The following is a 24043-nucleotide window of genomic DNA, read 5'->3' as shown; positions in this document are numbered from 1 at the left end:
GTTCGGCAGGAATCGGGCGGGCCGCGCCGCACCCGCGCGCGGCCCGGCCCGGTGCGGCCCGTACCCGGCCGAGCGTCCCCGCGGAGGTCAGGCCGGGGTCAGTTCGGCCAGCATCGTCGCGCGCAGGCGCAGGGTCGAGACGAGTCGCTGGAACGCCTCGGCCCAGTACGCGGCCGCGCCGGGGGCCGCGTCCGGCAGGTCCTCCGCGGCCGTGGTCAGGGCCTCCAGTCGGCTCGCCTCCGCGGGATCGAGGCAGCGTTCCGCCAGGCCCATCACCCCGCTGAAGCTCCACGGGTAGCTCCCCGCGTCCCGGGCCGTGTCCAGCGCGTCCACGACCGCCCGGCCCAGCGCACCCGCCCACGGCACCACGCACACCCCGAGCAGCTGGAACGCCTCCGACAGCCCGTGGGCGCGTATGAACTCCGCGACCCACTCCGCCCGCTCCGCGTGCGGGAGGGTCTCCAGCAGCTTGGCCCGTTCCGCGAGCGAGGCGGTGCCCGGGCCCGCCGCGGGCGGCGCGGACGCCGGACCGAGCAGCGCCCGCGACCACGACGCGTCGCGCTGACGCACGGCCGCCCGGCACCACGCCGCGTGCAGCTCCTCCGTCCATCCGTCGCCCACGGCCACCGGCAGCGCCACGATCTCCGCCGGGTCGAGCCCGCCGAACCGCTCCCGCCAGCACGCCAGCGGCGCCGCCTCCACCAACTGGCCGAGCCACCAGGCCCGCTCCCCACGTCCGGCGGGCGGCCGCTTGACCACCCCGTCGCGGAGCATCCCCGCGTCGCACTCGGCCGGCGGTGTCACCCCCTCGGGACCCACGCAGGCCAGCGCGCGCTCAGCCATCCGCCCCGCCAGCGCCGAGGTCGGCAACGCGGACAGCAACTCGGCGGCCGTGGCCCGGACATTGCGGCTGCGGTCGCCCAACGCCGCCTCCAGGAAAGGCTCGTCATCCCCCGACAGTCCCACCCTCAGCGAATCGAGGAACATCAGCCGGTCCTCGGCCCGTTCGGTGGCCCAGGTCGTCGTCAACAGCCGCGGCGCCGCCGCCGCCTCGTGCGCCCGGACGGCCCCGAGGAGGGCCACCCGTTCCGCGAACAGCCCCTCCTGCCACAGCCGTTCCACGGCGGCCCGGTCGGTCACCGCCGGCAGTTCCCCGGCGCCGCCCGACCCCCCGCGCAGGGCGAACCGCCAGTCCGGATTCATCCGCGCCAGCCACAGCCCCCGCGTCCCGGCCAGAGCCAGGGCCTGCGGCCGTAGGTCCGTACGGGCCCGGGCCGCGTCCAGCAGCGCCGGCACGAGCGCGGCCGGCGAGCGGTAGCCGTGCCGCGCGGCCGCGGCCAGCCACTGCGGCAGCAGCTCCGTCAGGTCCGGGGCGCTCCCACGCCGCCCGCCGCCGTTGACCGGACCGCTCCGGCCGGCCAGCAACTGCGCCAGCCGGCGGCCCGCCGCCTCCGGCGGCGCCGGCCGGGGATCGCGGGGCGCGGGATCAGGCCTCGGCCCGGCCTCGGCCGGACGCAGCCCGGCCCGGCGCCGTACGGCATGCACGGCCGCCGCGTCGAGCAGCGCCTCCGGCGAGCCCGCCGGGCCCCCGCCCCGGCGCCGCTCGGTGCCCAGCAGCGCGGTGGCGACCAGCTCCTCCCACTCCCCGTACCCCTCGTCACCCTTGTCCATCGGGCCCCTCCCTCGTCGCTCGTCGTCGGTCGCTCGTCGTGTGATGGGCTCCGGTCCCGCCCCCTCCACGGGACCGGAGCTGTCGATGTTCCCGTCTGCCCGCTCGCCTTCAGCTGGCGTGGTTGTCGTTCATGCAAGCCCCCCGGCTCGTCGTCGTTTCGCGTCCGGCGCCCCCCGGCGCCGTACGTCTTCCTTGCCGCCGCCCCCGGTGTGACGGCACAGGACCCCCCAGGCCCCCTGCGATGTGTTTCCTTTTCCGCCCCTGATCAGGACAGGGCGACGGGCTCGGTCGAGCCCGGCTGCCAGGCCGTCAGGGGAGTGAAGCCACGGTGGCCGCACTCGCCGAACACCGTCACCGGGCCCCCGCCCGACAACGCGGCCAGCTGCCAGAGCCCCCCGCGTGAGCGGCCGCCCCCGGTGAGGGACACCGGCAGGGCGGAGGTGCCCTCCGCGTCCGCCAGCTGCCAGCCGAGCTCTCCCGGTATCGGAACCACCGGACCGAGCACCACCGGCCAGGACTCCAGCCACGGGTCCTCCCGCAACGCCGCCCCGTACGCCTCCAGGGCCGCCCCCGTACTCACCCCGGCCGGAACCTCCGTGCACGGCACGGCCGCCGCGAACCTCTCACCGAGGTCTGCCCGCAGCCCCGCCGACCCGGGCCGGAAGCGCATCTCCGCCTCCAGCACCAGCCCCACCGGCAGCGCCAACCCCGGTGGCCGACCGGGCGGTCCGAAGTCCAGCACCAGCGCCGGCCGCCCGCCCGCCGACCCGCGCAGCCATATCCGGCGGGTGGTGAGCCGACCGTCCGGCGACACCGTGTCGTATTGGGCGAGCACCAGCCAGCGGTCCCGTACGGCCTCCCCCTCCCCGGAGGCCGGCAGTCCCACGCGGCTGCGCACCGTCGCCGCCAGCTCTTCCGGCAGCCCGGCCGCCCCCAGCCACGCCCGGTCGAGCAGGTGCAGCAGCGCCGCCTCCTCCAGCATCCGGGCGGGCCAGCCGGGGCCGCAACTGGGTATCGTCCCCAACTCCCTTACCCGCCCGGCCAGTCCGGGCGCCTGGGCGTCGACCATGCGGGCCGCCGTCTCCTCCCACCCCGCGTATCCGGCCTGCTCCTGGCCTGCGAGGCCGCCACGCAGCAGATCGGCCAGCCGCTGCTCCAACTCGGTGACGCCCGCGCCGACGCGCGCCGCCCGCCGCTCGGCCCGCTTGCGGGCCGCCTCCTCGTCGACCGGTGCGGCCCTCCCGCCGGCGGGCCGCGCGGCCTTGGCCGCCCGGTCCGCCAGCCACTGCGCGGCCCACTCCGGAGCCTCGCCCGGCTCGCCGACCCCCTCCGCCGACCAGAGCAGCAACAACCCCAGAGCGTGCTTGCAGGGGAACTTCCGGCTCGGACAGGAGCACTTGTACGCGGGGCCCGCCAGGTCCACGACCGTGCGGTACGGCTTGCTGCCGCTGCCCTTGCACACTCCCCACACAGAACCGGAAGCGGAACCTCCGATCTGCAACCACGGCCCTGCCCCGCCGAGTCTGCCCCCCGCCTTGCGTGAGGCATCGTCAGGAGCCAGATCCAGTACCTGTTCCGCCGTCCAGCGGTCCCCCTGATCAGTCATGTGAACCACCGTAGAGACCCCCACTGACAATCGCCCTGACCAGCAACAACGCCATCCACGAGGCTCGTTGTCAGTGGCGTGGTGCACCGTGGGGTCAGCAGTCGGGAGCGGCTGCCGAGCATTGGAGGGGGACCATGACCATGCCCGAGAACGAGCAGCGAGCAGAGGCTCTGCGACCGCACGCCGAAGACGCCTTCGCACACGAACTGAAAGCCCTGGCGGCCGCCGACGACCGGCCCCGCCCGACCCGCTGGAAGCTCTCCCCGTGGGCCGTCGCCACCTACCTGCTCGGCGGCACCCTCGACGACGGCACGGTGATCACACCCAAGTACGTGGGGCCGCGCCGCATCGTCGAGGTCGCCGTCACCACCCTGGCCACCGACCGCGCCCTCCTCCTGCTGGGCGTCCCCGGCACCGCCAAGACCTGGGTGTCCGAACACCTCGCGGCGGCCGTCAGCGCAGACTCCACCCTCCTCGTCCAGGGCACCGCCGGCACCCCCGAGGAAGCCATCCGCTACGGCTGGAACTACGCCCGGCTGCTGGCCCACGGCCCCAGCCGCGAGGCACTCGTCCCCAGCCCCGTCATGCGGGCCATGGCCGAGGGCATGACCGCCCGCGTCGAGGAGCTCACCCGCATCCCCGCCGACGTCCAGGACACCCTCATCACCGTCCTGTCCGAGAAGACCCTCCCGATACCGGAACTGGGCGAAGAGGTGCAGGCCGTACGCGGCTTCAACCTCATCGCCACCGCCAACGACCGCGACCGCGGCGTGAACGAGCTCTCCAGCGCCCTGCGCCGCCGCTTCAACACCGTGGTGCTGCCCCTGCCCGCCACCGCCGACGCCGAGGTCGACATCGTCGCCCGCCGCGTCGACCAGATGGGCCGCGCCCTCGACCTGCCGGCCGCGCCCGAGGGCCTGGAGGAGATCCGCCGCGTCGTCACCGTCTTCCGCGAGCTGCGCGACGGGGTCACCGACGACGGCCGCACGAAGGTGAAGTCGCCCAGCGGCACCCTGTCCACCGCCGAGGCCATCTCCGTCGTCACCGGCGGCCTGGCCCTCGCCGCCCACTTCGGGGACGGCGTGCTGCGCCCCTCCGACGTGGCCGCCGGGATCCTCGGCGCCGTCGTCCGCGACCCGGCGGCCGACAAGGTGGTCTGGCAGGAGTATCTGGAGGCAGTGGTCCGCGAGCGCGACGGCTGGAAGGACTTCTACCGGGCCTGCCGCGAGGTGACCGGATGAGCCCGAACCCGACGCGGGGTCCGCTGCTGCTGGGCGTGCGCCACCACGGGCCCGGCTCGGCCCGCGCCGTCCGCGCGGCCCTGGAGGCGGCCCGGCCCGAGGCGGTGCTCATCGAGGGCCCGCCCGAGGGGGACGCGCTGCTGCCGCTCGCCGCCGAGAAGGGGATGCGGCCGCCCGTCGCGCTCCTCGCGCACGCGGCGGACGATCCGGGCCGGGCCGCGTTCTGGCCGCTGGCCGGGTTCTCACCGGAGTGGGTGGCCATCCGCTGGGCCCAGGAGCACGAGGTCCCGGTCCGCTTCATCGACCTCCCGGCGGCGCACTCGCTCGCCACCGCGGCGGACGGGCCGGACGGAGCCGGGGCCGAGCCCGACGCCGTCCGGCTGGACCCCCTGGCCGTGCTGGCCGAGACCGCCGGGTACGACGACCCCGAGCGCTGGTGGGAGGACGTGGTCGAGCACCGCGGCGCCCGGGGTACGGGGGAGGACGTGCTCGGCGCCTTCGAGGCGCTCGGGGAGGCCATGGGAGCCCTGCGCGAGGCGTACGGCGACGGGGGCCACCGGCGCGACCTGGTGCGCGAGGCGTACATGCGGCAGCGGATGCGGGCCACCCGCCGGGAGTTCGGCGACGCCTACGCCGTGGTGTGCGGGGCCTGGCACGTCCCCGCGCTACGGGCCAAGGCCACCGTGGCCGCCGACAAGGCCCTGCTGAGCGGCCTGCCGAAGGTCAAGGTGGAGACCACCTGGGTGCCCTGGACCCACCGCAGGCTCGCCCGGGCCGGCGGGTACGGCGCGGGGATCACCTCCCCCGGCTGGTACGCCCACCTCTTCACCGCCTCGGACCGGCCCGTCGAGCGGTGGCTGACCAAGGTCGCCGGACTGCTGCGCGAGGAGGACCGGCAGGTCTCCTCGGCACACGTCATCGAGGCGGTCCGACTGGCCGAGACCCTCGCCGCGATGCGGGGCCGACCGCTGCCGGGCCTGACGGAGACCCTGGAAGCGGTCCGGGCCGTGATGTGCGACGGCTCCGACATACCGCTCGCACTGATCGAGGACCGGCTCGTCGTCGGCGACGTGCTCGGCGAGGTCCCGGACGGAGCACCCGTCGTACCCCTCCAGCGCGACCTGACACGACAGCAGCGCACACTGCGGCTCAAGGCCGAGGCGCAGGACCGCGAGCTGGAACTGGACCTGCGCAAGGACACCGACACGGCGAAGTCCCTGCTGCTGCACCGGCTGCGGCTGCTCGGCATCGGCTGGGGCACCCCCGTCGCGTCCCGGGCCGGCACCGGAACCTTCCGGGAGACCTGGCGGCTGCGGTGGGAGCCGGAACTGTCGGTGCGGATCGCCGAGGCGGGCATATGGGGGACCACCGTCCTCGGCGCGGCCACCGCCAAGGCCGAGGCGGACGCCGCCGCGGCCGAGGAACTGGGCGAGGTGACGGCCCTGGCCGAGCAGTGCCTGCTGGCCGGGCTCGCGCAGGCACTGCCCGCCGTACTACGGGCCCTCGCGGACCGGGCCGCGCTGGACACCGACGTGGCGCGACTCGCCAAGGCCCTGCCGGCCCTGGCCCGTTCACTGCGGTACGGGGACGTCCGCGGCACCGACGCGACGGCGCTCGGCGCCGTGGCGGCCGGGCTCGCCGAGCGGATATGCGTGGCGCTCCCCTCGGCCTGCACGGCCGGCCTGGACGCCGACGCGGCCGCGGAGCTGCGCGGCCACGTGGACGGGGTGCACGGGGCGATCGGGCTGCTGGCGGACGCCGACGAAGGGCTGCGGGACCGCTGGTCCGCGGTGCTCGCCGTACTGGCCGACCGGGACACCGTGCCCGGCGTGATCCGTGGCCGGGCGGCCCGGCTGCTCCTCGACGACGGGCGGCTGCCGGCCGAGGAGACGGCCCGGCTGATGGGGCTCGCCCTGTCCCCGGCCTCCTCCCCGACCGACGCGGCGGGCTGGATCGAGGGCTTCGCGGGCGGCGGCTCGGGCGGGGGCACGTTGCTGGTCCACGACGACCGGCTGCTGGGCCTGATCGACACCTGGCTGGTGGGGGTGCCGGAGCGGGCGTTCACCGACGTACTGCCGCTGCTGCGGCGGACGTTCGGTGCGTACGAGCCGGGCGTGAAGCGGACCTTGGGCGAGCTGGTGCGACGCGGGCCGGGCGGTGCGGCCGCCGCCGCCTCGGCGTCCGCGGCCCCCGAGGGCTTCGCCCCGGAGCTGGACCGGGAGCGGGCCGACGCGGTGGTGGGGCTGGTGCGGATGCTGCTCGCCGGGTGAGGTGCGGCGCCGATTCCGGGGGAGCCGAGTGCGGCCTGGCCGAACGCGCCGGGTGGAGGGAAGAGACACGACGAGTGGAGGGGGACGGACGGATGAGCGGTACGGGTACGGACATGGGCACGGCCGGAGGCGAGCGGCTGCGGCGGTGGCGGATGGTGCTCGGCGGGGGCGAGGCCGACGGCACCGGGTGCGCGCTGACCGGGCGGGACGCGGCGATGGACGCCGCGCTCGGCGCGCTGTACGGCGGGGGCGGCGAGGCGGGGTCCCGCAGGACGTCGGGGACGCGGTCGGCCGGGCTCGGCGGGTCCGCGCCGAACGTGGCCCGCTGGCTCGGGGACATCCGTACGTACTTCCCGAGTTCCGTGGTCCAGGTCATGCAGCGCGACGCCATCGAGCGGCTGGGCCTGGCCGCCCTGCTGCTGGAACCGGAGATGCTGGAGGCCGTCGAACCGGACGTGCACCTGGTCGGCACCCTGCTCTCCTTGAACAAGGCGATGCCCGAGACCACGAAGGAGACGGCGCGGGCCGTGGTCCGCAAGGTGGTCGAGCAGCTGGAGAAGCGGCTCGCGAACCGCACCCGGGCCACCCTCACCGGCGCCCTCGACCGGTCCGCGCGGATCAGTCGCCCGCGCCACCACGACATCGACTGGAACCGCACGATCCAGGCCAATCTGAAGAACTACCTGCCCGAGTACCGCACCGTCGTCCCCGAACGGCTGATCGGGTACGGCCGGGCGGCCCGATCGGTGAAGAAGGAGGTGATCCTCTGCATCGACCAGTCGGGTTCGATGGCGGCCTCCGTCGTCTACGCCTCCGTCTTCGGCGCGGTCCTCGCCTCCATGCGCTCGATCGCCACCCGTCTGGTCGTCTTCGACACCGCGATCGTCGACCTGACCGACCAGCTCGACGACCCGGTCGACGTGCTCTTCGGCACCCAATTGGGCGGTGGCACCGACATCAACCGTGCCCTCGCCTACTGCCAATCGAAGATCACCCGGCCCGCCGACACCGTCGTGGTCCTGATCAGTGATCTCTACGAGGGCGGTATCCGCAACGAAATGCTGAAGCGGGTCGCCGCGATGAAGGGGGCGGGCGTCGAGTTCGTGACCCTGTTGGCCCTGTCCGACGAGGGCGCCCCGGCCTACGACCGCGAGCATGCCGCGGCCCTTGCGGCACTTGGGGCGCCGGCCTTCGCCTGCACTCCCGACCTGTTCCCGGAGGTGATGGCCGCGGCGCTGGAGAAGCGCCCTCTGCCGATCCCCTGACGGCCTGCCCGCCGGCCCGTCCCGTCCGCTGCTGTGAATCGGTGAATCACACGAACTTCCAGTTCAACCGTGAGGCTTTCTGTGACAGGTATCACCGCTCAGGTGTGATCTGCGATTTAGGGTCCCAGGTCCCTCGGGGATAACCTGCGGGACGGACATGCCGCGTCCACGGTCACCGTGTGCGCCTTCCTTGTGACAGCGCCGTCACGTTGCCCTCCGCGGCACGCCCACGCAGATAGCAGACAACCGCGAATCACTGCGAATCTTTAAAAAGACAAGGGACGGACGCGCGTGGACCTGTTCGAGTACCAGGCGAGGGACCTCTTCGCCAAGCACGGTGTACCGGTGCTGGCCGGTGAAGTCATCGACACGCCTGAGGCGGCTCGCGAGGCCACCGAGCGGCTGGGCGGCAAGTCGGTCGTCAAGGCGCAGGTGAAGGTCGGCGGCCGCGGCAAGGCCGGCGGCGTGAAGCTGGCCGCCACCCCGGACGAGGCCGTCGCCCGGGCGACGGACATCCTCGGCATGGACATCAAGGGCCACACGGTCCACAAGGTGATGATCGCCGAGACGGCTCCGGAGATCCTGGAGGAGTACTACGTCTCGTACCTCCTCGACCGGACCAACCGCACCTTCCTCGCCATGGCGTCCGTCGCGGGCGGCATGGACATCGAGCAGGTCGCCGAGGAGACCCCGGATAAGCTCGCCAAGGTCCCGGTGAACGCCAACGAGGGCGTGACCATCGAGAAGGCCCGCGAGATCGTCGCGCTGGCGCAGTTCCCGGCCGAGGTCGCCGAGAAGGTCGCCGAGGTCCTCGTGACCCTGTGGGCGACCTTCATCGCCGAGGACGCGCTCCTCGTCGAGGTCAACCCGCTCGCGAAGGTCGCCTCCGGCGACGTCATCGCGCTCGACGGCAAGGTCTCGCTCGACGAGAACGCCGAGTTCCGTCAGCCGGGTCACGAGGAGTTCGTGGACCACGCTGCCGCGAACCCGCTGGAGGCCGCCGCCAAGGCGAAGAACCTCAACTACGTCAAGCTCGACGGTGAGGTCGGCATCATCGGCAACGGCGCGGGTCTCGTCATGAGCACCCTCGACGTCGTCGCCTACGCCGGTGAGAACCACGGTGGCGTCAAGCCCGCCAACTTCCTGGACATCGGCGGTGGCGCCTCCGCCGCCGTCATGGCCAACGGTCTCGAGATCATCCTCGGCGACCCGGACGTCAAGTCCGTCTTCGTCAACGTCTTCGGTGGCATCACCGCCTGCGACGAGGTCGCCAACGGCATCGTCCAGGCGCTGCAGCTGCTCGCGGACAAGGGCGAGGCGGTCACCAAGCCGCTGGTCGTCCGTCTCGACGGCAACAACGCCGAGCTGGGTCGCAAGATCCTCTCGGACGCCAACCACCCGCTGGTGCAGCGCGTGGACACCATGGACGGCGCGGCCGACAAGGCCGCCGAGCTCGCGGCTGCGAAGTAAGGGCAGAGGTCAAAGACTCACATGGCTATCTTCCTCAACAAGGACAGCAAGGTCATCGTCCAGGGCATGACCGGTGCCACGGGCATGAAGCACACCAAGCTGATGCTGGCTGACGGCACCAACATCGTCGGCGGCGTGAACCCGCGCAAGGCCGGCACCACCGTCGACTTCGACGGCACCGAGGTCCCGGTCTTCGGCTCCGTCGCCGAGGCGATGGAGAAGACGGGCGCCAACGTCTCCGTCCTCTTCGTCCCGCCGGCCTTCGCCAAGGCCGCCGTGGTCGAGGCGATCGACGCCGAGATCCCGCTGGCCGTCGTCATCACCGAGGGCATCGCGGTGCACGACTCCGCCGCCTTCTGGGCGTACGCGACCGCCAAGGGCAACAAGACCCGGATCATCGGCCCGAACTGCCCGGGGCTGATCACCCCCGGCCAGTCCAACGCCGGCATCATCCCGGGCGACATCACCAAGCCCGGCAAGATCGGTCTCGTGTCCAAGTCGGGCACGCTGACCTACCAGATGATGTACGAGCTCCGTGACATCGGCTTCACCTCCGCCGTCGGCATCGGTGGCGACCCGGTCATCGGCACCACGCACATCGACGCCCTGGAGGCCTTCGAGGCCGACCCGGAGACCGAGCTGATCGTCATGATCGGTGAGATCGGTGGCGACGCCGAGGAGCGTGCGGCGGACTTCATCGCGAAGAACGTCACCAAGCCGGTCGTCGGCTACGTCGCGGGCTTCACCGCCCCCGAGGGCAAGACCATGGGCCACGCGGGCGCCATCGTCTCCGGCTCCTCCGGTACCGCGCAGGCCAAGAAGGAGGCCCTTGAGGCCGCCGGCGTCAAGGTCGGCAAGACGCCGACCGAGACCGCCAAGCTGGCGCGCGAGATCCTGGCCGGTAAGTAAGCGGTCGCCGTACGGATCCTCGTACGGGCGCACGTGAGCACGGGCGTGGCCCGCACCCCTCGGGGGTGCGGGCCACGCCCGTTTCTCATTCGATCCGTGGGGCGATCCGCGCCGGTCCGGCCTCGGGGTCGGCGCGCAGCTTGTCGTGGAGCTGCTTGCCGCGTTCGGTGAGCTGTTGGGGACCGGCGAGCGGGGGCACCCCGGAGACGCTCTCGCCGGGGGCCAGCGGGGGCTCGTACCGGGTGGGGGCGGTCATGAGCGTGTAGGACGTCGAGACGGCGATCATCGCCGTCAGGCTGAGGGTCGCGCGGGTCCACAGCCGGGTGCGCCGTTCGCCGCCGCCGCGGACGGCGGCCGCCGTGCGCGGTTCGAGGTCGACGGGCGGGCGCAGCGCGGTGAACAGGTCGCGCAGCAGCGCGGACTGCTTTTCGAGCGGTACGTCGGCCAGTTCGGGGATCCGGTCGGCGAGGTCGGCGTGCGCGTGCACGAGCCGGTGGCCCGCGGTGGGCGTGGTCGCCTCGGTCTCGGCGGCGGTGTCGGGGAGGTCGAGGCCGACGCCGTCGTAGAGCAGGACGGTACGGCGGTTCGCGGGCGGCAGGGCGAGCAGGGCGTCGAGCAGGATCCGGTCGGCGGGCTCGGCGGGCGGCTTGTCGAGATGCCGGTGGGCGCGCCGGAAGCGGTGCCAGGGGGAGAGCGCGTACTCGTGGACGATCGCGCGGACCCAACCCACCGGGTCCGGGTCGGTGGCCACCTCGGGCCACCGGTCCCAGGCCTGGACGAAGGCCTTCTCCACGGCCTCCAGGGCGAGCGCCCGGCGGCCGGTGAGCAGGTAGGCCTGCCGGGCGAGGTCGCGGGCGGCGAGGGCGTAGAGGGTGTCGAAGGCCTCGGCCGGGCCCGACAGCGGGACCCGCGCGGGAGGCTCGGCGGGGAGCCGCTCCGGCTCGGGCCGCGCGTCGGAGGTCGGCGCGTCGGAAGTCGGCGCGTCCGGGGCAGGCCGGTCCGGGGCCTGCCCGTCCGAGGTCGGCCGGTGCGGGACAGGTGGGTCCGCGGCGGGTTCCTCCGCCGCCCTGGCCGTCTTCGCTTCCCCGGGCGCCCCGGCCGGACCTCCGTCCTGCGGCCGGGCGGCCAGGCGCGCCAGGAACTGCGTGTACAGCTCTCGCTTGCGCCCGCGCGGGGCCGTGCGGCCCGATTCCCACGAACGGACGGTCGACGCGGTGACGCCCACGGCCGCGGCGACCTCATCGTGCGTCAGTTCCGCCGCCTCGCGCAGTCGGCGGCGCTCCTTGGGGGCCGGCAGGCTCAGCTCCGAGTCCTCTGAGGAGGTCGTCTCGACGCTTCGTGTCATGCCACACTCCCCGCACACCGACAGCTCTGGGCGAAAAAGTACATAAACGTATATTGAGCGACACCACGGACATTCGCCTGTTACCCGTCCATAGCGCGTGTCGTTGGCACCATGGCGGGGTGACCCAAGTGACCGAACGCGGGACCCCGTTGCCGGTGGCCCCGCGCGCCGGCGTGCGACGCCGTTCACCGGCCGCCGCCGCATGCGTCGTGGGCGGCGCCGTGGCGGCCGGACTCGGGCTCGGCTTCCTCGCCGTGCTCGTCATCGTGCTGTGGATCAGCTCCCCCTACCCCGACAGCGGACCCGGCGGGGCCCTGCACCTGGCCGCCGGGCTGTGGCTGCTCGCCCACGGGGCGGAGCTGGTGCGCTACGACACCCTGTCCGGCATCCCCGCACCCGTCGGCATGACGCCCCTGCTCCTCGTCGCGCTGCCCGTGCTGCTCATGCGGCGGGCCGCCCGGCTGGGGAGCGCCGCCGAGGAGGACGACGAGGAAGTGCTGCCCGCCGCGGCCGTGTTCTCGGCCGTGCTCTGCGGATATCTCGCCGTCGGGACCCTCGCCACGGTGTACGCCGCCGGCGGCCCCATGCCGGCCGACCCCATCAGCGCGGCCTGGCACATCCCTCTCGTGGCCGTGCTCGCCGCCGCCGGCGGGGTGTGGGGAGCCCGGGGGCGGCCGCTCGGGCCGCTGCCGTCCTGGCTCCCAGGGGGCGTGCGAAAAGCCTTTGTGCGCCCCCGGTACGCCCTCGCGCTCCGGGCGGGCGCGGGCGGATCCCTGGTGCTCCTGGGCGGCGGCGCGCTCGTCGTCGGAGCCTCGCTCGCGTGGCACGGCGCCGAGGTCCAGGCGTCCTTCCTGTCGCTGACCGGGGTGTGGTCGGGCCGCTTCGCCGTCCTGCTGCTCGCGCTCACGCTGATCCCCAACGCCATGGTCTGGGGAGCGGCCTACGCCCTCGGACCCGGCTTCGCCCTGGGCTCCGACGTCACGGCCACCCCGCTCGGCTTCCCGGGCGCGCCCGGGTTGCCCCGCTTCCCGCTGTTGGCGGCGCTCCCGGCCGAGGGGCCCGGAACCCCGCTGACCTGGGCGGCCGCCGGAGTGCCGGTGGTTGCCGGGCTCGCGGTGGGATGGTTCGCGGTACGCCGGGCGCGCGAGGTGTCGTACGGGGAGACGGCGCTCACGGCGGCCCTCGGAGCGGTGGTGTGCGGCCTGACGATGGCCGGGCTCGCGGCGGCCTCGGCGGGGCCGCTGGGCTCGCGGCGGCTCTCGGAATTCGGTCCGGTGTGGTGGACCACGGGGGTGGCGGCCTTCGCCTGGACGGCGGTCCTGGCCGTGCCGGTCGCGGTGGCGGTGCACGCGTGGCGGACCCGCCCGGCCATCGGGCCGGAGGGCTTGGACGCCGATGAGGCGGAGGCCGTGGACGACCGGTGGCACGACAGCGGGGTGCGGGAGATCCGGTGGGCGGCGCTGCGGAAGGCCGCGGGGGCGCTGGTTCCGGAGATGGCTGCACCGGCGCCTCCGGCGGTTCCCGTGGTTCCGGTGGCGCCCGTGCCGGTGGCCGTGCCTGCGCCGGAGCCGGTGGCTGTGCCCGCTGTGCCGGGGCGGCGGGCCGTGACCGTGGTGTCCGGGCTGGATCTGGATCCGGGCCTGCTGGCGCCGAAGCCGGCTGAGCCGGTGTCAGCGCCCTTGGCTCCGCCGGTGGTCGGGGCACGGGTGCTGGCCCGGCGAAAGCCGCCGGCGGAGTAGGCCGTTCGGGTGGGGACGGGGTGCGGGGCCGCTGCCGGGGCTCCGCCCCGGACCCCGCGCCTCGAACGCCGGCGAGGCTGAATCGGCGTGGCTGCCGAGTCGGGGTGGTCTACTGGCGGACCTTCAGGACGTCGCCCACCAGGTTGTCCGGGAGGAGGCTGTTGCACTGGAGTTCCGCCGACTTGGTGAGGGCGTCGTCGCGGCAGACGTAGAAGTCCTTGTACGCGAGCTGCAGGGCGTACGAGCTGAACGCCAGCAGGATCGCCAGCGAGGCCGTGACCAGGCCGCTCACCGCGGCGGTGCGCTGCGGGCGGGCCGCGGGGCCCAGGGCGTCCAGGCCGGTCGGGGCCGCGGGGGCGCCCTCGGCGGTCGCCGGTGCGGGCTTGCCGCGCAGTGCGCTGATGCCCCAGTACAGGGCGAGTGCCCCGAGCAGCAGCCCGACCGAGGGGATCCCGAAGATCCCGAAGAAGAAGCCCCACATGCCGGCCAGCAGCGCGTAGCGGGCGCGGCGCTGGATCGGGTCCGTCGGATCCCAGCGCGCCGGACCCCGCCCGCCGTCCGAGTCCTTGCGGTCGTCGCCGTCGCCGTTGTCGCCACCACCGCTGCGCGGCTGCCACGGCTGGTCGGGCCGGCCTTCCGGCGGAGCCGCGAAGGGGTTGTCGTCGGTGGGGGAGTCGGGCTGACGGCGGTCCGGCATCGGGTGTGTTTCTTCCCCTGTGTCATGGACGTCGCGGGACGTCGTGGCGAGGTGAGGCCAGTTCGTGGCTTGTACGCCAGACGCTACCGCCCGGCCGTCCCCCCGTCCCTCGGGGGCTGTCCGGTGTACCGGTATCGTTGCAGGCGGTCGGTGGCTTCGTATGGTTCCCCATATACCGGTACCCCGAAGTTTCGTATGACCACACAAGACGAACACCGCAATCCCGCGAGAAAGGGCCTCCCATGGCCGCCTCCCGCCTGGTCGTGCTGGTCTCCGGTTCCGGCACCAACCTCCAGGCCCTGCTCGACGCCATCGACGCCCACCCCGGCGGATCCGAGGGCTTCGGCGCCGAAGTCGTCGCCGTGGGGGCCGACCGCGAGAACATCGCCGGCCTGGAACGGGCGGAGAAGGCGGGGATCCCCACCTTCGTCTGCCCGGTCAAGGGCTACGGCAGCCGCGCGGAGTGGGATGTCGCCCTCACGGAGGCCGTCGACGCCTACGCGCCGGACCTCGTCGTGTCCGCCGGATTCATGAAGATCGTGGGCAAGGTGTTCATCGACCGCTTCGGCGGCCGGTTCATCAACACCCACCCCGCCCTCCTCCCGGCCTTCCCCGGCGCGCACGGGGTACGGGACGCCCTCGCCTACGGGGCGAAGGTCACCGGCTGCACGGTCCACTTCGTGGACAGCGGCGTGGACACCGGTCCGATCATCGCCCAGGGTGTGGTCGAGATCCGGGACGGGGAGGACGAAGCCGCTCTGCATGAGCGCATCAAGGAAGTCGAGCGCCAGCTGCTCGTCGATGTCGTGGGGCGCCTGGCCCGGCACGGCTACCGCATTGAGGGACGAAAGGTAACAATCCAGTGACCGCCGCAGACACCGCAGCGAGCAACGACCCGACCACGAACCAGCGGCCGATCCGGCGTGCGCTCATCAGCGTCTACGACAAGACGGGACTGGAAGAGCTGGCCCGCGGGCTGCACGAGGCGGGCGTCGCGCTCGTCTCCACCGGTTCCACCGCCTCGAAGATCGCCGCCACCGGGGTGCCCGTCACCAAGGTGGAGGAGCTGACCGGCTTCCCCGAGTGCCTGGACGGCCGGGTCAAGACCCTGCACCCGCGCGTGCACGCCGGCATCCTCGCCGACCTGCGCCTGGAGGACCACCGCAACCAGCTCGCCGAGCTGGGCGTCGAGCCCTTCGATCTGGTGATCGTCAACCTCTACCCCTTCCTGGCGACCGTGCAGTCGGGCGCCACCCCCGACGAGTGCGTGGAGCAGATCGACATCGGCGGTCCGTCGATGGTCCGCGCCGCCGCCAAGAACCACCCCTCGGTCGCGGTCGTCACCAGCCCGGCCCGCTACGCCGACGTCATCGCGGCGGCCCAGGGCGGCGGCTTCGACCTCACCGCCCGCAAGCGGCTCGCGGCCGAGGCCTTCCAGCACACCGCCGCCTACGACGTCGCCGTGGCCTCCTGGTTCACGAACGCGTACGCCCCGGAGCCCGAGGCGGTCCTGCCCGAGTTCCTGGCCGGCGCCTGGGAGCGCAAGTCGACCCTGCGCTACGGCGAGAACCCGCACCAGGCCGCCGCCCTCTACACGGACGGACAGCCGGGCGGGCTCGCCAATGCCGAGCAGCTGCACGGCAAGGAGATGTCCTTCAACAACTACGTGGACACCGAGGCCGCGCGCCGCGCCGCCTACGACCACGAAGAGCCCTGTGTCGCGATCATCAAGCACGCCAACCCGTGCGGCATCGCGGTCGACGCGGACGTCGCCTCGGCCCACCGCAAGGCGCACGCCTGCGACCCGCTGTCGGCCTTCGGCGGCGTCATCGCCGTCAACCGCCCGGTGACCGTCGAGCTCGCCGAGCAGGTCGCGGAGATCTTCACCGAGGTCATCGCCGCCCCCGCCTACGAGGACGGCGCGGTCGAGATCCTGGCCAAGAAGAAGAACATCCGCGTCCTGAAGGTGGACGGGCACCCGCACCAGCCGGGCGACCTCAAGCCCGTCTCCGGCGGCGTGCTGCTCCAGCAGTCGGACGTCTTCCAGGCCGAGGGCGACGACCCGGCCAACTGGACCCTGGCCACCGGCGACGCCCTGTCCCCGGCCGAGCTCGCCGAGCTGGCCTTCGCGTGGAAGGCCTGCCGGGCCGTCAAGTCGAACGCGATCCTGCTCGCCAAGGACGGCGCCTCGGTCGGCGTCGGCATGGGTCAGGTCAATCGTGTCGACTCGGCGAAGCTCGCCGTGGAGCGGGCGGGTGCCGAGCGCGCGCAGGGCTCGTACGCCGCGTCCGACGCCTTCTTCCCGTTCCCGGACGGGCTGGAGATCCTGACGGCCGCGGGTATCAAGGCCGTGGTCCAGCCGGGCGGTTCGGTCCGTGACGAGCTGGTCGTCGAGGCCGCGCAGAAGGCTGGCGTGACCATGTACTTCACCGGGACCCGGCACTTCTTCCACTGAGTCCGGCCCACCCCGACACGGCGAAGGCCGCGACCCGCACTGCGGGTCGCGGCCTTCGCCGTGTACGGAGGAGGCGGCTCAGTACTGGGGACGGCGGAAGTAGTCCCCGGCCTTGGCGAGGCCGATGATGATCGTGAGGCCGAGGGCGAGGGAGATCAGCGACGGCAGCACGGAGACGGCGGTGAGGCCGCCGGACCCCGTGGTGTGCTCGCTCGCGCCGAGCGCGACCAGGTTCACCAGGATGCCGAGCACGGCGAAGAGGGTCTGGAGCGAGCCGTAGATGATGCCGGAGACGCGGACGCCGCCACGGCCCTTGCCCAGCTTGGCCGCGGTCAGGATGGGCCACAGGGCGAAGCCGATGAACAGGACGCCCACGACGACGCCCGCGGTGCCCGCGACGGCGCCCGCGTCCTCGGCGGAGGAGCTGGAGGAGTCCGAGAGCGCCGCGGCGAACACGGCACCGCCGATGATGAAGAACAGGCCGCCGAGCGCCTGCAGGGCACCCACGATGAAGAGGATGACGCGCGCGGCCTTCGCCCCGCCCGGCATCTCCATCTGGGCCCCGGGGTATCCGCCCGGACCGCCCGGATAGCCACCCGGGTAGGCCTGCGGGGACTGCTGCGGGTAGGCGTAGCCGCCCTGCGGCGGGACGCCCTGGGGGGCCTGCTGGGGATAGCCGTAGCCGGGCTGGCCCTGCGGGGCCTGGGGCTGCTGTCCGTACGGGTTGTGCGGGTCGCCGAAGCTCATGTGGGGTGTTCCTCCGTGTGGTGCAGGGACGCACGGCACGAGCGCGGAGGAATCCTGCACGGTGCGGTCCGCCCCCCGGCACTGCCCGCGGCACTCAGTCGATTCATCGTGGTCCGCGCGGCCGTTACTTGTCCAGCCGGTTGAGCTACGGGCCGTGACTTGTTGTGCAAGTGCAATGAACCCTGAGCCCCTGCGAGTGCCTTGACTGGAACCGGGGCCACCTCATCCGGGAGGATGGGGGCATGACCGCCCAGATTCTCGATGGCAAGGCCACCGCCGCAGCGATCAAGTCCGAACTGACCGCCCGCGTGGCGGCCCTGAAGGCCCGGGGTATCACCCCCGGCCTCGGCACCCTCCTGGTCGGTGACGATCCGGGCAGCCGCTGGTACGTGAACGGCAAGCACAAGGACTGCGCCGAGGTCGGCATCGCCTCCATCCAGCGCGAACTGCCCGGGACGGCCTCCCAGGAGGACATCGAGGCGGTCGTCCGCGAGCTCAACGACAACCCGGAGTGCACCGGGTACATCGTCCAACTCCCGCTCCCCAAGGGCATCGACACCAACCGGGTCCTGGAGCTGATGGACCCCCTGAAGGACGCCGACGGCCTGCACCCCATGTCGCTCGGCCGGCTGGTGCTGAACGAGCCGGGACCGCTGCCCTGCACCCCGTACGGGATCGTCGAACTGCTGCGCCACCACGACGTCGCCATCAACGGCGCGCACGTCGTCGTCCTCGGCCGCGGGATCACCGTCGGGCGCTCCATCGGCCTGCTGCTGACCCGCAAGTCCGAGAACGCCACCGTGACGCTCTGCCACACCGGTACGCGCGACCTCTCCGCGCAGCTGCGCCAGGCGGACATCGTCGTCGCCGCGGCCGGCGTCCCGCACCTGGTCAAGCCGGAGGACGTGAAGCCGGGCGCGGCCGTGCTCGACGTGGGCGTCAGCCGGGACGGGGAAGGGAAGATCGTCGGCGATGTGCACCCCGGCGTGGCCGAGGTCGCCGCGTGGATCTCGCCGAACCCGGGCGGGGTCGGCCCGATGACCCGGGCCCAGCTGCTCGTCAATGTCGTCGAGGCGGCGGAACGGAACACCAGTGCGGGCTGAATCGGACGCGGAGAACGCGGCGGGCGCCGGAGCGACCAAGGCGAACGGCACCCCCGTCGCCCCGGTCGTGCCCGCCACGCCCGTGGCCCCCGGCGCGCCGGCCGCTCCGGGCGCGGCCGCCGGGGCCGAGCCGGCGGCCAGGTCCCGCCGCTTCCCCTCCATCACCCGGGACACCGCCCGCCCCGAGGGCAGCGGTCGCGCCGTCCCCGGCGCCGTGTCCACGCCGGCCCGTCAGTGGCCGATGCTCAGCGTGCTCACCGCGACCGCGTTCGGGCTGCTGGCCACGGCCTTCGGGCACCCGCGGGTCGGCTGCCTGGCCATCGGCGTGGCGCTGATCGCGGCCTCGGTGATGCGGCGCGTGCTGCCCTCGGTGGGGATGCTCGCGGTCCGCTCCCGCTTCACGGACATGATCACCTACGGGCTGCTGGGCGTGGCGATCACGCTGCTCGCGCTGGTGATGGCGGCGCCCAAGCCGTGGCTGGTGCTCCCGTTCATGGAGAGTGCGGTCCGCTTCACCGTGCGGTGAGCGGGACGGACGGAATGAGTGACGTGAGCGCGGCCAGGGTCGCCGCCACGGCCGGCTGGGTCTCCGTGCCCGCCCGCACCACGACGTCCAGCGTCCGCCCCGGGCCCGGCAGCTCCCGTACGGCCGCGCCGGGCGGCGGGGCGTCGCACAGCAGCTTCGGCAGGATCGACACGGCCTGCCCGGTGGCGACGAGCCACAGCCCGGACCGCAGGTCCGCGCACTCGTGGGCGATGCGCGGGGTGAAGCCGACGTTCCGGCAGGCGTGCAGCAGCATCTCGCGGCAGCTGCTCGGCTCCGGGGCCGAGACCCAGGCACTCTCCCGCAGCGCGGCGAGCCCGTCCCGCTCGTAGGCGGGGAGCAGGTCCCGCGGGAGCGCCAGGCACAGCGGGTCGTCGAAGAGCGGCACCGCGGTGGTCCCGGCCGCGGGCGGGACCCCGAGCAGCGGATAGGCGTAGGTGACCGCCAGGTCCAGCCGGCGCTGCCGCAGCCGCGGCAGCGCCTCCTCCGGGTCGGCCTGCACGATGCGCGGGCGCAACCGGGGGTGGCGTACGGCGAGCTCCGCGACGAGCGGGGCGGCCACCGTGGCCAGGGCGCTCGGGGCGCAGCCGATGGTCAGTTCCCCGCTCGGCTCGGCGTCGAGGGCGCGTACCGCTCCCTCGGCCCGTTCCAGGGCCGCGAGCACCGGTTCGCAGGCCGCGGCCAGCGCCGCGCCGGCGGGGGTGAGGCGCAGCCCGCGGCCGTCCCGTTCGACGAGGGCGGCGCCGGCCTCGGCCTCCAGCGCGCGCAGCTGCTGGGAGACGGCGGAGGGGGTCACTCCGTGCAGATCGGCGACGGCGGTCACCCGGGTGTGCTCCGCCAGGTCCCGCAGGATGACCATGCGCTTCACATCAAGCATGAGTTCATCTTAACGATAGGTGTAGCTGAGGTAGCTGGACTTAACGGTCGAGTCCCGGTGATGCTCGTGCCATGAACGCGAAGACGAAGAAGGTCGTCCTGATCGGCGCGCACGGCACCCTCGGCCGCGCGGTCCACGAGGCCCTGCGCGAGCGCGGCCACCACGTGGTCACCGCCTCCCGCACGGGCGCCGACGTCCACGTCGACATCACCGACCCGGAGTCCATCCGCGCCATGTACGACCAGGTGGCGCAGCGGGTGGGTGACATCGACGCGGTGGCGAGCGCGGCCGGCAGCGTGCCGTGGCGCCCGCTCGGCGAGCTGACCACGGACGACGTCCGCGCCGGCCTCGAAGGCAAGGCCGTCAGCCAGATCGAGCTGGTCCGCCAGGGCGCCCGGCACCTGCCCCCGCACGCCTCGTACACGCTGGTCACCGGGATCCTGGCCCGCGAGCCCCTGCTCACCGGATCGGTGGCCTCCCTGGTCAACGGCGCCGTCGAGGCCTTCGTACGGGCCGCCGCCGTCGAACTGCCCGGCCGCCAGCGGATCAACGCCGTCAGCCCCACCGTCTTCGAGGAGTCCCTCGACGCGTACGGGGACACCTTCGCGGGATTCGACGCCGTACCCGTGGCCCGCGCCGCGAACGCCTACGTCAAGTCGATCGAAGGGCACCGGACGGGCCGGATCTTCCTCGTCGAATAGTGATCCGCGACCCGCTCGCGCCTTCGAACATCGGGGTCCGTGTGCCGTGCACCACAGGGACCCGGGGATTAGCCCGGTCCCGGGTCGGATAGCCTGACCGCGGATGTCTCTTCACGTCAAGATTTACTGGGGAGCGGCGTCCTCCAGCACATGGGGCAGGGACGCCCCACCGCCAGCTGTCTAACGGAGAAGGCCATGACCCGCACTCCCGTGAATGTCACCGTCACCGGCGCCGCCGGCCAGATCGGCTACGCGCTGCTCTTCCGCATCGCATCCGGTCACCTGCTCGGCGCGGACGTGCCGGTCAAGCTCCGTCTTCTGGAGATCCCCCAGGGCATGAAGGCCGCTGAGGGCACCGCCATGGAGCTCGACGACTGCGCCTTCCCGCTGCTCGCCGGCATCGACATCTTCGACGACCCGAACCAGGGCTTCGACGGTGCGAACGTCGCGCTGCTCGTGGGCGCCCGCCCGCGCACCAAGGGCATGGAGCGCGGCGACCTGCTCGCCGCCAACGGCGGCATCTTCAAGCCGCAGGGCCAGGCCATCAACGCGCACGCCGCGGACGACATCAAGGTCCTGGTCGTGGGCAACCCGGCCAACACCAACGCGCTCATCGCGCAGGCCGCCGCCCCGGACGTACCGGCCGAGCGTTTCACCGCGATGACCCGCCTGGACCACAACCGCGCGATCTCGCAGCTGGCCGCCAAGACCGGCAGCGCCGTCTCCGACATCAAGCGCCTGACCATCTGGGGCAACCACTCGGCGACCCAGTACCCGGACATCTTCCACGCGGAGATCGCCGGCAAGAACGCCGCCGAGGTCGTGGGCGACGAGCAGTGGCTGGCCGACACCTTCATCCCGACCGTCGCCAAGCGCGGCGCCGCGATCATCGAGGCCCGTGGCGCGTCCTCGGCCGCCTCGGCCGCCAACGCCGCCATCGACCACGTGCACACGTGGGTCAACGGCACCGCCGAGGGCGACTGGACCTCGATGGGCATCCCGTCGGACGGCTCCTACGGCGTCCCGGCCGGTCTGATCTCCTCCTTCCCCGTCACCTGCAAGGACGGCAAGTACGAGATCGTCCAGGGCCTGGACATCAACGAGTTCTCCCGCACCCGCATCGACGCCTCCGTCCAGGAGCTGGCGGAGGAGCGCGACGCGGTTCGCGAGCTCGGCCTGATCTGATCCGGTCGCCCGACCCGATCCGCTCTTCCGAAAGGCCCCGGCGCACCGCGCCGGGGCCTTTTGGCGTGAACGCGCCTGTCGTGCTCCCGATGATCGCCTTATCGTTTCCCTCCGCACACCGAAAGGGGGATTCGGTGACAGGCACCGCGGACGACAGAACTCCCGTGCACCCTTCGCTCAGCGAAGCGGGCCGACTGCTGTGCGCCGGCAGCTATCTCGACGCCGCGTACCGCGACCGCGTGATCCAGGAGCTCTACGTGCACGAGGAGCGCTACGTGGCGCCCTCCTACGGCTTCGACGCCGCCCGCGTCCTCGCCCACGCGCTCCAGGCCCGCCGCGCCGAAGCCGCCTGGGCCTCGGCCGTCCTGGCGGTGTGGGGCCTGGGCCTGCTGCTGGCCCAACCCCTGCTGCTGTTCCTGCTCCTCCCGGCCGCCTTCCTCAGCGGCGCCGGCCGGATCGTGCGCCGCCGGGAGAAGACAGGGCGCGGCAGCCGCTTCCTCGAACTCCTCCTGCGCGGCTGCGGCTACGTGCTGCTCATCGGCGTCGGCGTGGGCGTGCTGCAGGGCGCGCTGGAGGGCGAGACGAACGTGGGCGGCGCCGACGACTCGCTCAGGCTCTACGAGTACGTCCTGCGGGGGGTCGAGCAGGAGCCCTTCGCCCTCCTCTTCGCGCTGCCCCGACTCGGCTACGTGATCGCGATGGCCCACGCCTGGACCGCCCTGATCGTCTTCGCCCTGCTGACCCTGGTCGTCGGCCTCCAGCGGGGCCACTTCGCCCGCGTCATCAGCACCTCGCTCAGCCGGACGCGCTACGCCGACCCGAGCGCCGACCCCGCCTCCGGCAGCCGGTTCGCCCGGACCCGCGACCGGATCCTGCGCACCCAGCACAGCCGCCTGGTCATCTACGACGTCGACGACCCGTTCTGCGGCGCCGGCGCGGCCTACCGCCCCTGGCACCTGTCGGTCGAACTGCGCCCCCGCACGGACGGGGTCGCGCCCGAACCGCTGGACAACGCGCGCATCGTGGCCCGGATCCGGCCGCGGCTGGAGGCCCTGCGCGTCCCGTCGCCGCACGGCTCCCCGGAGGCCGAGCAGGCCGTACTGGACCGGCTGCGGGAACTGGTCGTCGACGAGTGCGTGTTCCTCCCGGCCTCCGGGCTGCCCGCGGCGTACGAGCCGGACCTCTCGGACCGGGCGTTCGACGCCCACCGGGCCGGAGCCGTGGAGGAGGGCGGGGAGCGCCGCCGCCACTTCCTGCGGGTACGGGTCGGCGGCTGGGACGAGAACCTCGTCATCACCGTCTTCGTACGCGTCCACACCCAGGGCGGGATGCTGATGCTGGAGGTGGCGCCGCACGTGCTGCTGCCCGTCCGGTCCGCGTTCCAGGAAGCCGACGACGTGGCCCGCCGCCATCTGCGGAACAACTTCTTCGCCAAGACGGTCTGGGCGCTGCGGCACGCCCCGCGCTCGCTCTCCAAGGCGCTCGCCACCCTGTCGGGCGGCAGCCGCGGGCCGTGGCAGATCGCCACGGAGGGCCACGCCGGCGCGCTGCCGGCCGGCCCGGCCGTCTCCGTGCGCGAGCTGGCGGCGCAGGAGGACGCCTCGCTGTTCCAGCTGATGGACCTGGACCGGTACCTGAAGACCATCCAGGACCGCATCGTCGCCGGCGTGACCCTGGCCCTGCACGAAGCGGGCTGGCACACGGAGGAGTTCGCGCAGCGGGCGGTCACCGTCGCGGAGGGCGGGGTGTACATCCAGTCGGTCAGCCACAGCGCGTTCAGCGTGGGCGGCAGCGGACACCACAATCGGACGAGCCATCACACGGACAGGGGAGATCGGCAGTGACGCACGACGGGGGAACCGGCGAGGTGCGGATCAACCGCATCGAAGGCAGCACCTTCAGCATCGGCGGTAGCGACATCACCAACACCACCGTCAACCACGGCGGTACGGGGGCGGACGTCCCGGGCGCCGCGGAACTGCTGGAGGCCGTACGGGAGCTGCGCGTCGCCCTCGTCCACCTGCCCCGCAGCGCCGACCGTTCGGCGCTCGACGCCGAACTGGACGAGGCCGCCGGCGAGCTGGAGGAGGCCGGGGAGATCCGGCCGGGCCTGCCCGCCCGGCTGCGGGCCGCGCTCCAGCGGTGGGCCCCGCTCGTGGAATCGGTGAACGCGGCCGCCGCCCTCGGCGGGCTGCTCGCCTCGCTGGGGAGCTGACC

Annotated in this window: 20 protein-coding genes; 14 read left to right on the top strand and 6 right to left on the bottom strand. The window is 73.3% G+C overall.

Translation table 11 applies throughout. The features are described from left to right. Positions 1-87: 87 nt before the first annotated feature. Positions 88-1671: a DUF5691 domain-containing protein gene (locus ACWG52_RS15085; protein WP_389807697.1), complete on the bottom strand. Its 1584-nt coding sequence runs from the start codon at positions 1669-1671 to the stop codon at positions 88-90. A gap of 266 nt (positions 1672-1937) precedes the next feature. Next, positions 1938-3278, bottom strand: coding sequence for an SWIM zinc finger family protein (locus ACWG52_RS15080; protein WP_389807695.1), 1341 nt, complete (start codon positions 3276-3278; stop codon positions 1938-1940). A gap of 134 nt (positions 3279-3412) precedes the next feature. Between ACWG52_RS15080 and ACWG52_RS15075 the strand changes: the two genes are divergently transcribed. The 5 genes from ACWG52_RS15075 (at position 3413) to sucD (ending at position 10433) form a co-directional block, all read left to right on the top strand. Beyond that, complete coding sequence (locus ACWG52_RS15075; protein WP_389807693.1) at positions 3413-4519, top strand: ATP-binding protein; 1107 nt, start codon at positions 3413-3415, stop codon at positions 4517-4519. After that, on the top strand, positions 4516-6789 hold the full coding sequence (locus tag ACWG52_RS15070; RefSeq protein ID WP_390138809.1) for a DUF5682 family protein: 2274 nt from the start codon (positions 4516-4518) through the stop codon (positions 6787-6789). The genes ACWG52_RS15075 and ACWG52_RS15070 overlap by 4 nt, the downstream gene beginning before the upstream one ends. A 92-nt stretch (positions 6790-6881) precedes the next feature. After that, on the top strand, positions 6882-8054 hold the full coding sequence (locus ACWG52_RS15065) for a VWA domain-containing protein (protein ID WP_389807690.1): 1173 nt from the start codon (positions 6882-6884) through the stop codon (positions 8052-8054). 291 nt (positions 8055-8345) lie between these two features. Then, positions 8346-9524, top strand: coding sequence for an ADP-forming succinate--CoA ligase subunit beta (sucC, locus tag ACWG52_RS15060; RefSeq protein ID WP_453128906.1), 1179 nt, complete (start codon positions 8346-8348; stop codon positions 9522-9524). A gap of 21 nt (positions 9525-9545) precedes the next feature. Then, entirely contained in the window at positions 9546-10433 is an 888-nt protein-coding gene (sucD, locus tag ACWG52_RS15055; RefSeq protein WP_030712716.1) for a succinate--CoA ligase subunit alpha, read from the top strand. Between the two features lie 85 nt (positions 10434-10518). Here the strand turns inward: sucD and ACWG52_RS15050 are convergent, their stop codons facing one another. After that, a complete protein-coding gene (locus tag ACWG52_RS15050; protein WP_390138811.1) occupies positions 10519-11778 on the bottom strand; it encodes a helix-turn-helix domain-containing protein in 1260 nt (419 codons plus the stop codon). 119 nt (positions 11779-11897) lie between these two features. On the opposite strand from ACWG52_RS15050, the gene ACWG52_RS15045 reads away from it, so the two are divergent. Next, a complete protein-coding gene (locus tag ACWG52_RS15045; RefSeq protein ID WP_389807686.1) occupies positions 11898-13517 on the top strand; it encodes a cell division protein PerM in 1620 nt (539 codons plus the stop codon). 109 nt (positions 13518-13626) lie between these two features. Here ACWG52_RS15045 and ACWG52_RS15040 read toward each other — a convergent pair whose 3' ends face one another. Further along, positions 13627-14214, bottom strand: a complete 588-nt coding sequence (locus ACWG52_RS15040; RefSeq protein ID WP_389807684.1) for a hypothetical protein — start codon at positions 14212-14214, stop codon at positions 13627-13629. 242 nt (positions 14215-14456) lie between these two features. Between ACWG52_RS15040 and purN the strand changes: the two genes are divergently transcribed. Both purN and purH read left to right on the top strand, forming a co-directional pair. Continuing rightward, positions 14457-15080, top strand: coding sequence for a phosphoribosylglycinamide formyltransferase (purN, locus tag ACWG52_RS15035; protein WP_390138813.1), 624 nt, complete (start codon positions 14457-14459; stop codon positions 15078-15080). Beyond that, complete coding sequence (gene purH / locus ACWG52_RS15030; RefSeq protein WP_453128905.1) at positions 15077-16669, top strand: bifunctional phosphoribosylaminoimidazolecarboxamide formyltransferase/IMP cyclohydrolase; 1593 nt, start codon at positions 15077-15079, stop codon at positions 16667-16669. The genes purN and purH overlap by 4 nt, the downstream gene beginning before the upstream one ends. Positions 16670-16747: 78 nt before the next feature. Here purH and ACWG52_RS15025 read toward each other — a convergent pair whose 3' ends face one another. After that, on the bottom strand, positions 16748-17416 hold the full coding sequence (locus ACWG52_RS15025; RefSeq protein WP_389807679.1) for a hypothetical protein: 669 nt from the start codon (positions 17414-17416) through the stop codon (positions 16748-16750). 242 nt (positions 17417-17658) lie between these two features. On the opposite strand from ACWG52_RS15025, the gene ACWG52_RS15020 reads away from it, so the two are divergent. Next, entirely contained in the window at positions 17659-18519 is an 861-nt protein-coding gene (locus ACWG52_RS15020; protein WP_389807678.1) for a bifunctional methylenetetrahydrofolate dehydrogenase/methenyltetrahydrofolate cyclohydrolase, read from the top strand. Then, a complete protein-coding gene (locus ACWG52_RS15015; protein WP_389807677.1) occupies positions 18509-19045 on the top strand; it encodes a DUF3017 domain-containing protein in 537 nt (178 codons plus the stop codon). Before ACWG52_RS15020 ends, ACWG52_RS15015 begins: the two co-directional genes overlap by 11 nt. Here ACWG52_RS15015 and ACWG52_RS15010 read toward each other — a convergent pair. Beyond that, a complete protein-coding gene (locus ACWG52_RS15010; RefSeq protein WP_453128904.1) occupies positions 19032-19940 on the bottom strand; it encodes a LysR family transcriptional regulator in 909 nt (302 codons plus the stop codon). The two genes, ACWG52_RS15015 and ACWG52_RS15010, sit on opposite strands and share 14 nt — an antisense overlap. A 71-nt stretch (positions 19941-20011) precedes the next feature. Between ACWG52_RS15010 and ACWG52_RS15005 the strand changes: the two genes are divergently transcribed. The 4 genes from ACWG52_RS15005 (at position 20012) to ACWG52_RS14990 (ending at position 24041) form a co-directional block, all read left to right on the top strand. Next, positions 20012-20641, top strand: a complete 630-nt coding sequence (locus ACWG52_RS15005) for a short chain dehydrogenase (protein ID WP_389807674.1) — start codon at positions 20012-20014, stop codon at positions 20639-20641. A 195-nt stretch (positions 20642-20836) separates the two neighbouring features. Continuing rightward, positions 20837-21826: a malate dehydrogenase gene (locus tag ACWG52_RS15000; RefSeq protein ID WP_375944256.1), complete on the top strand. Its 990-nt coding sequence runs from the start codon at positions 20837-20839 to the stop codon at positions 21824-21826. Between the two features lie 134 nt (positions 21827-21960). Continuing rightward, positions 21961-23670, top strand: coding sequence for a hypothetical protein (locus tag ACWG52_RS14995; protein WP_389807672.1), 1710 nt, complete (start codon positions 21961-21963; stop codon positions 23668-23670). After that, positions 23667-24041, top strand: coding sequence for a hypothetical protein (locus tag ACWG52_RS14990; RefSeq protein ID WP_389807670.1), 375 nt, complete (start codon positions 23667-23669; stop codon positions 24039-24041). Before ACWG52_RS14995 ends, ACWG52_RS14990 begins: the two co-directional genes overlap by 4 nt. Positions 24042-24043 lie beyond the last annotated feature (2 nt).

The sequence above is a fragment of the Streptomyces sp. CLCI03 genome, assembly GCF_053615355.1.
Note: the sequence above shows the minus strand (reverse complement) of the source record. Positions and strands in the feature narration are given on the sequence as shown.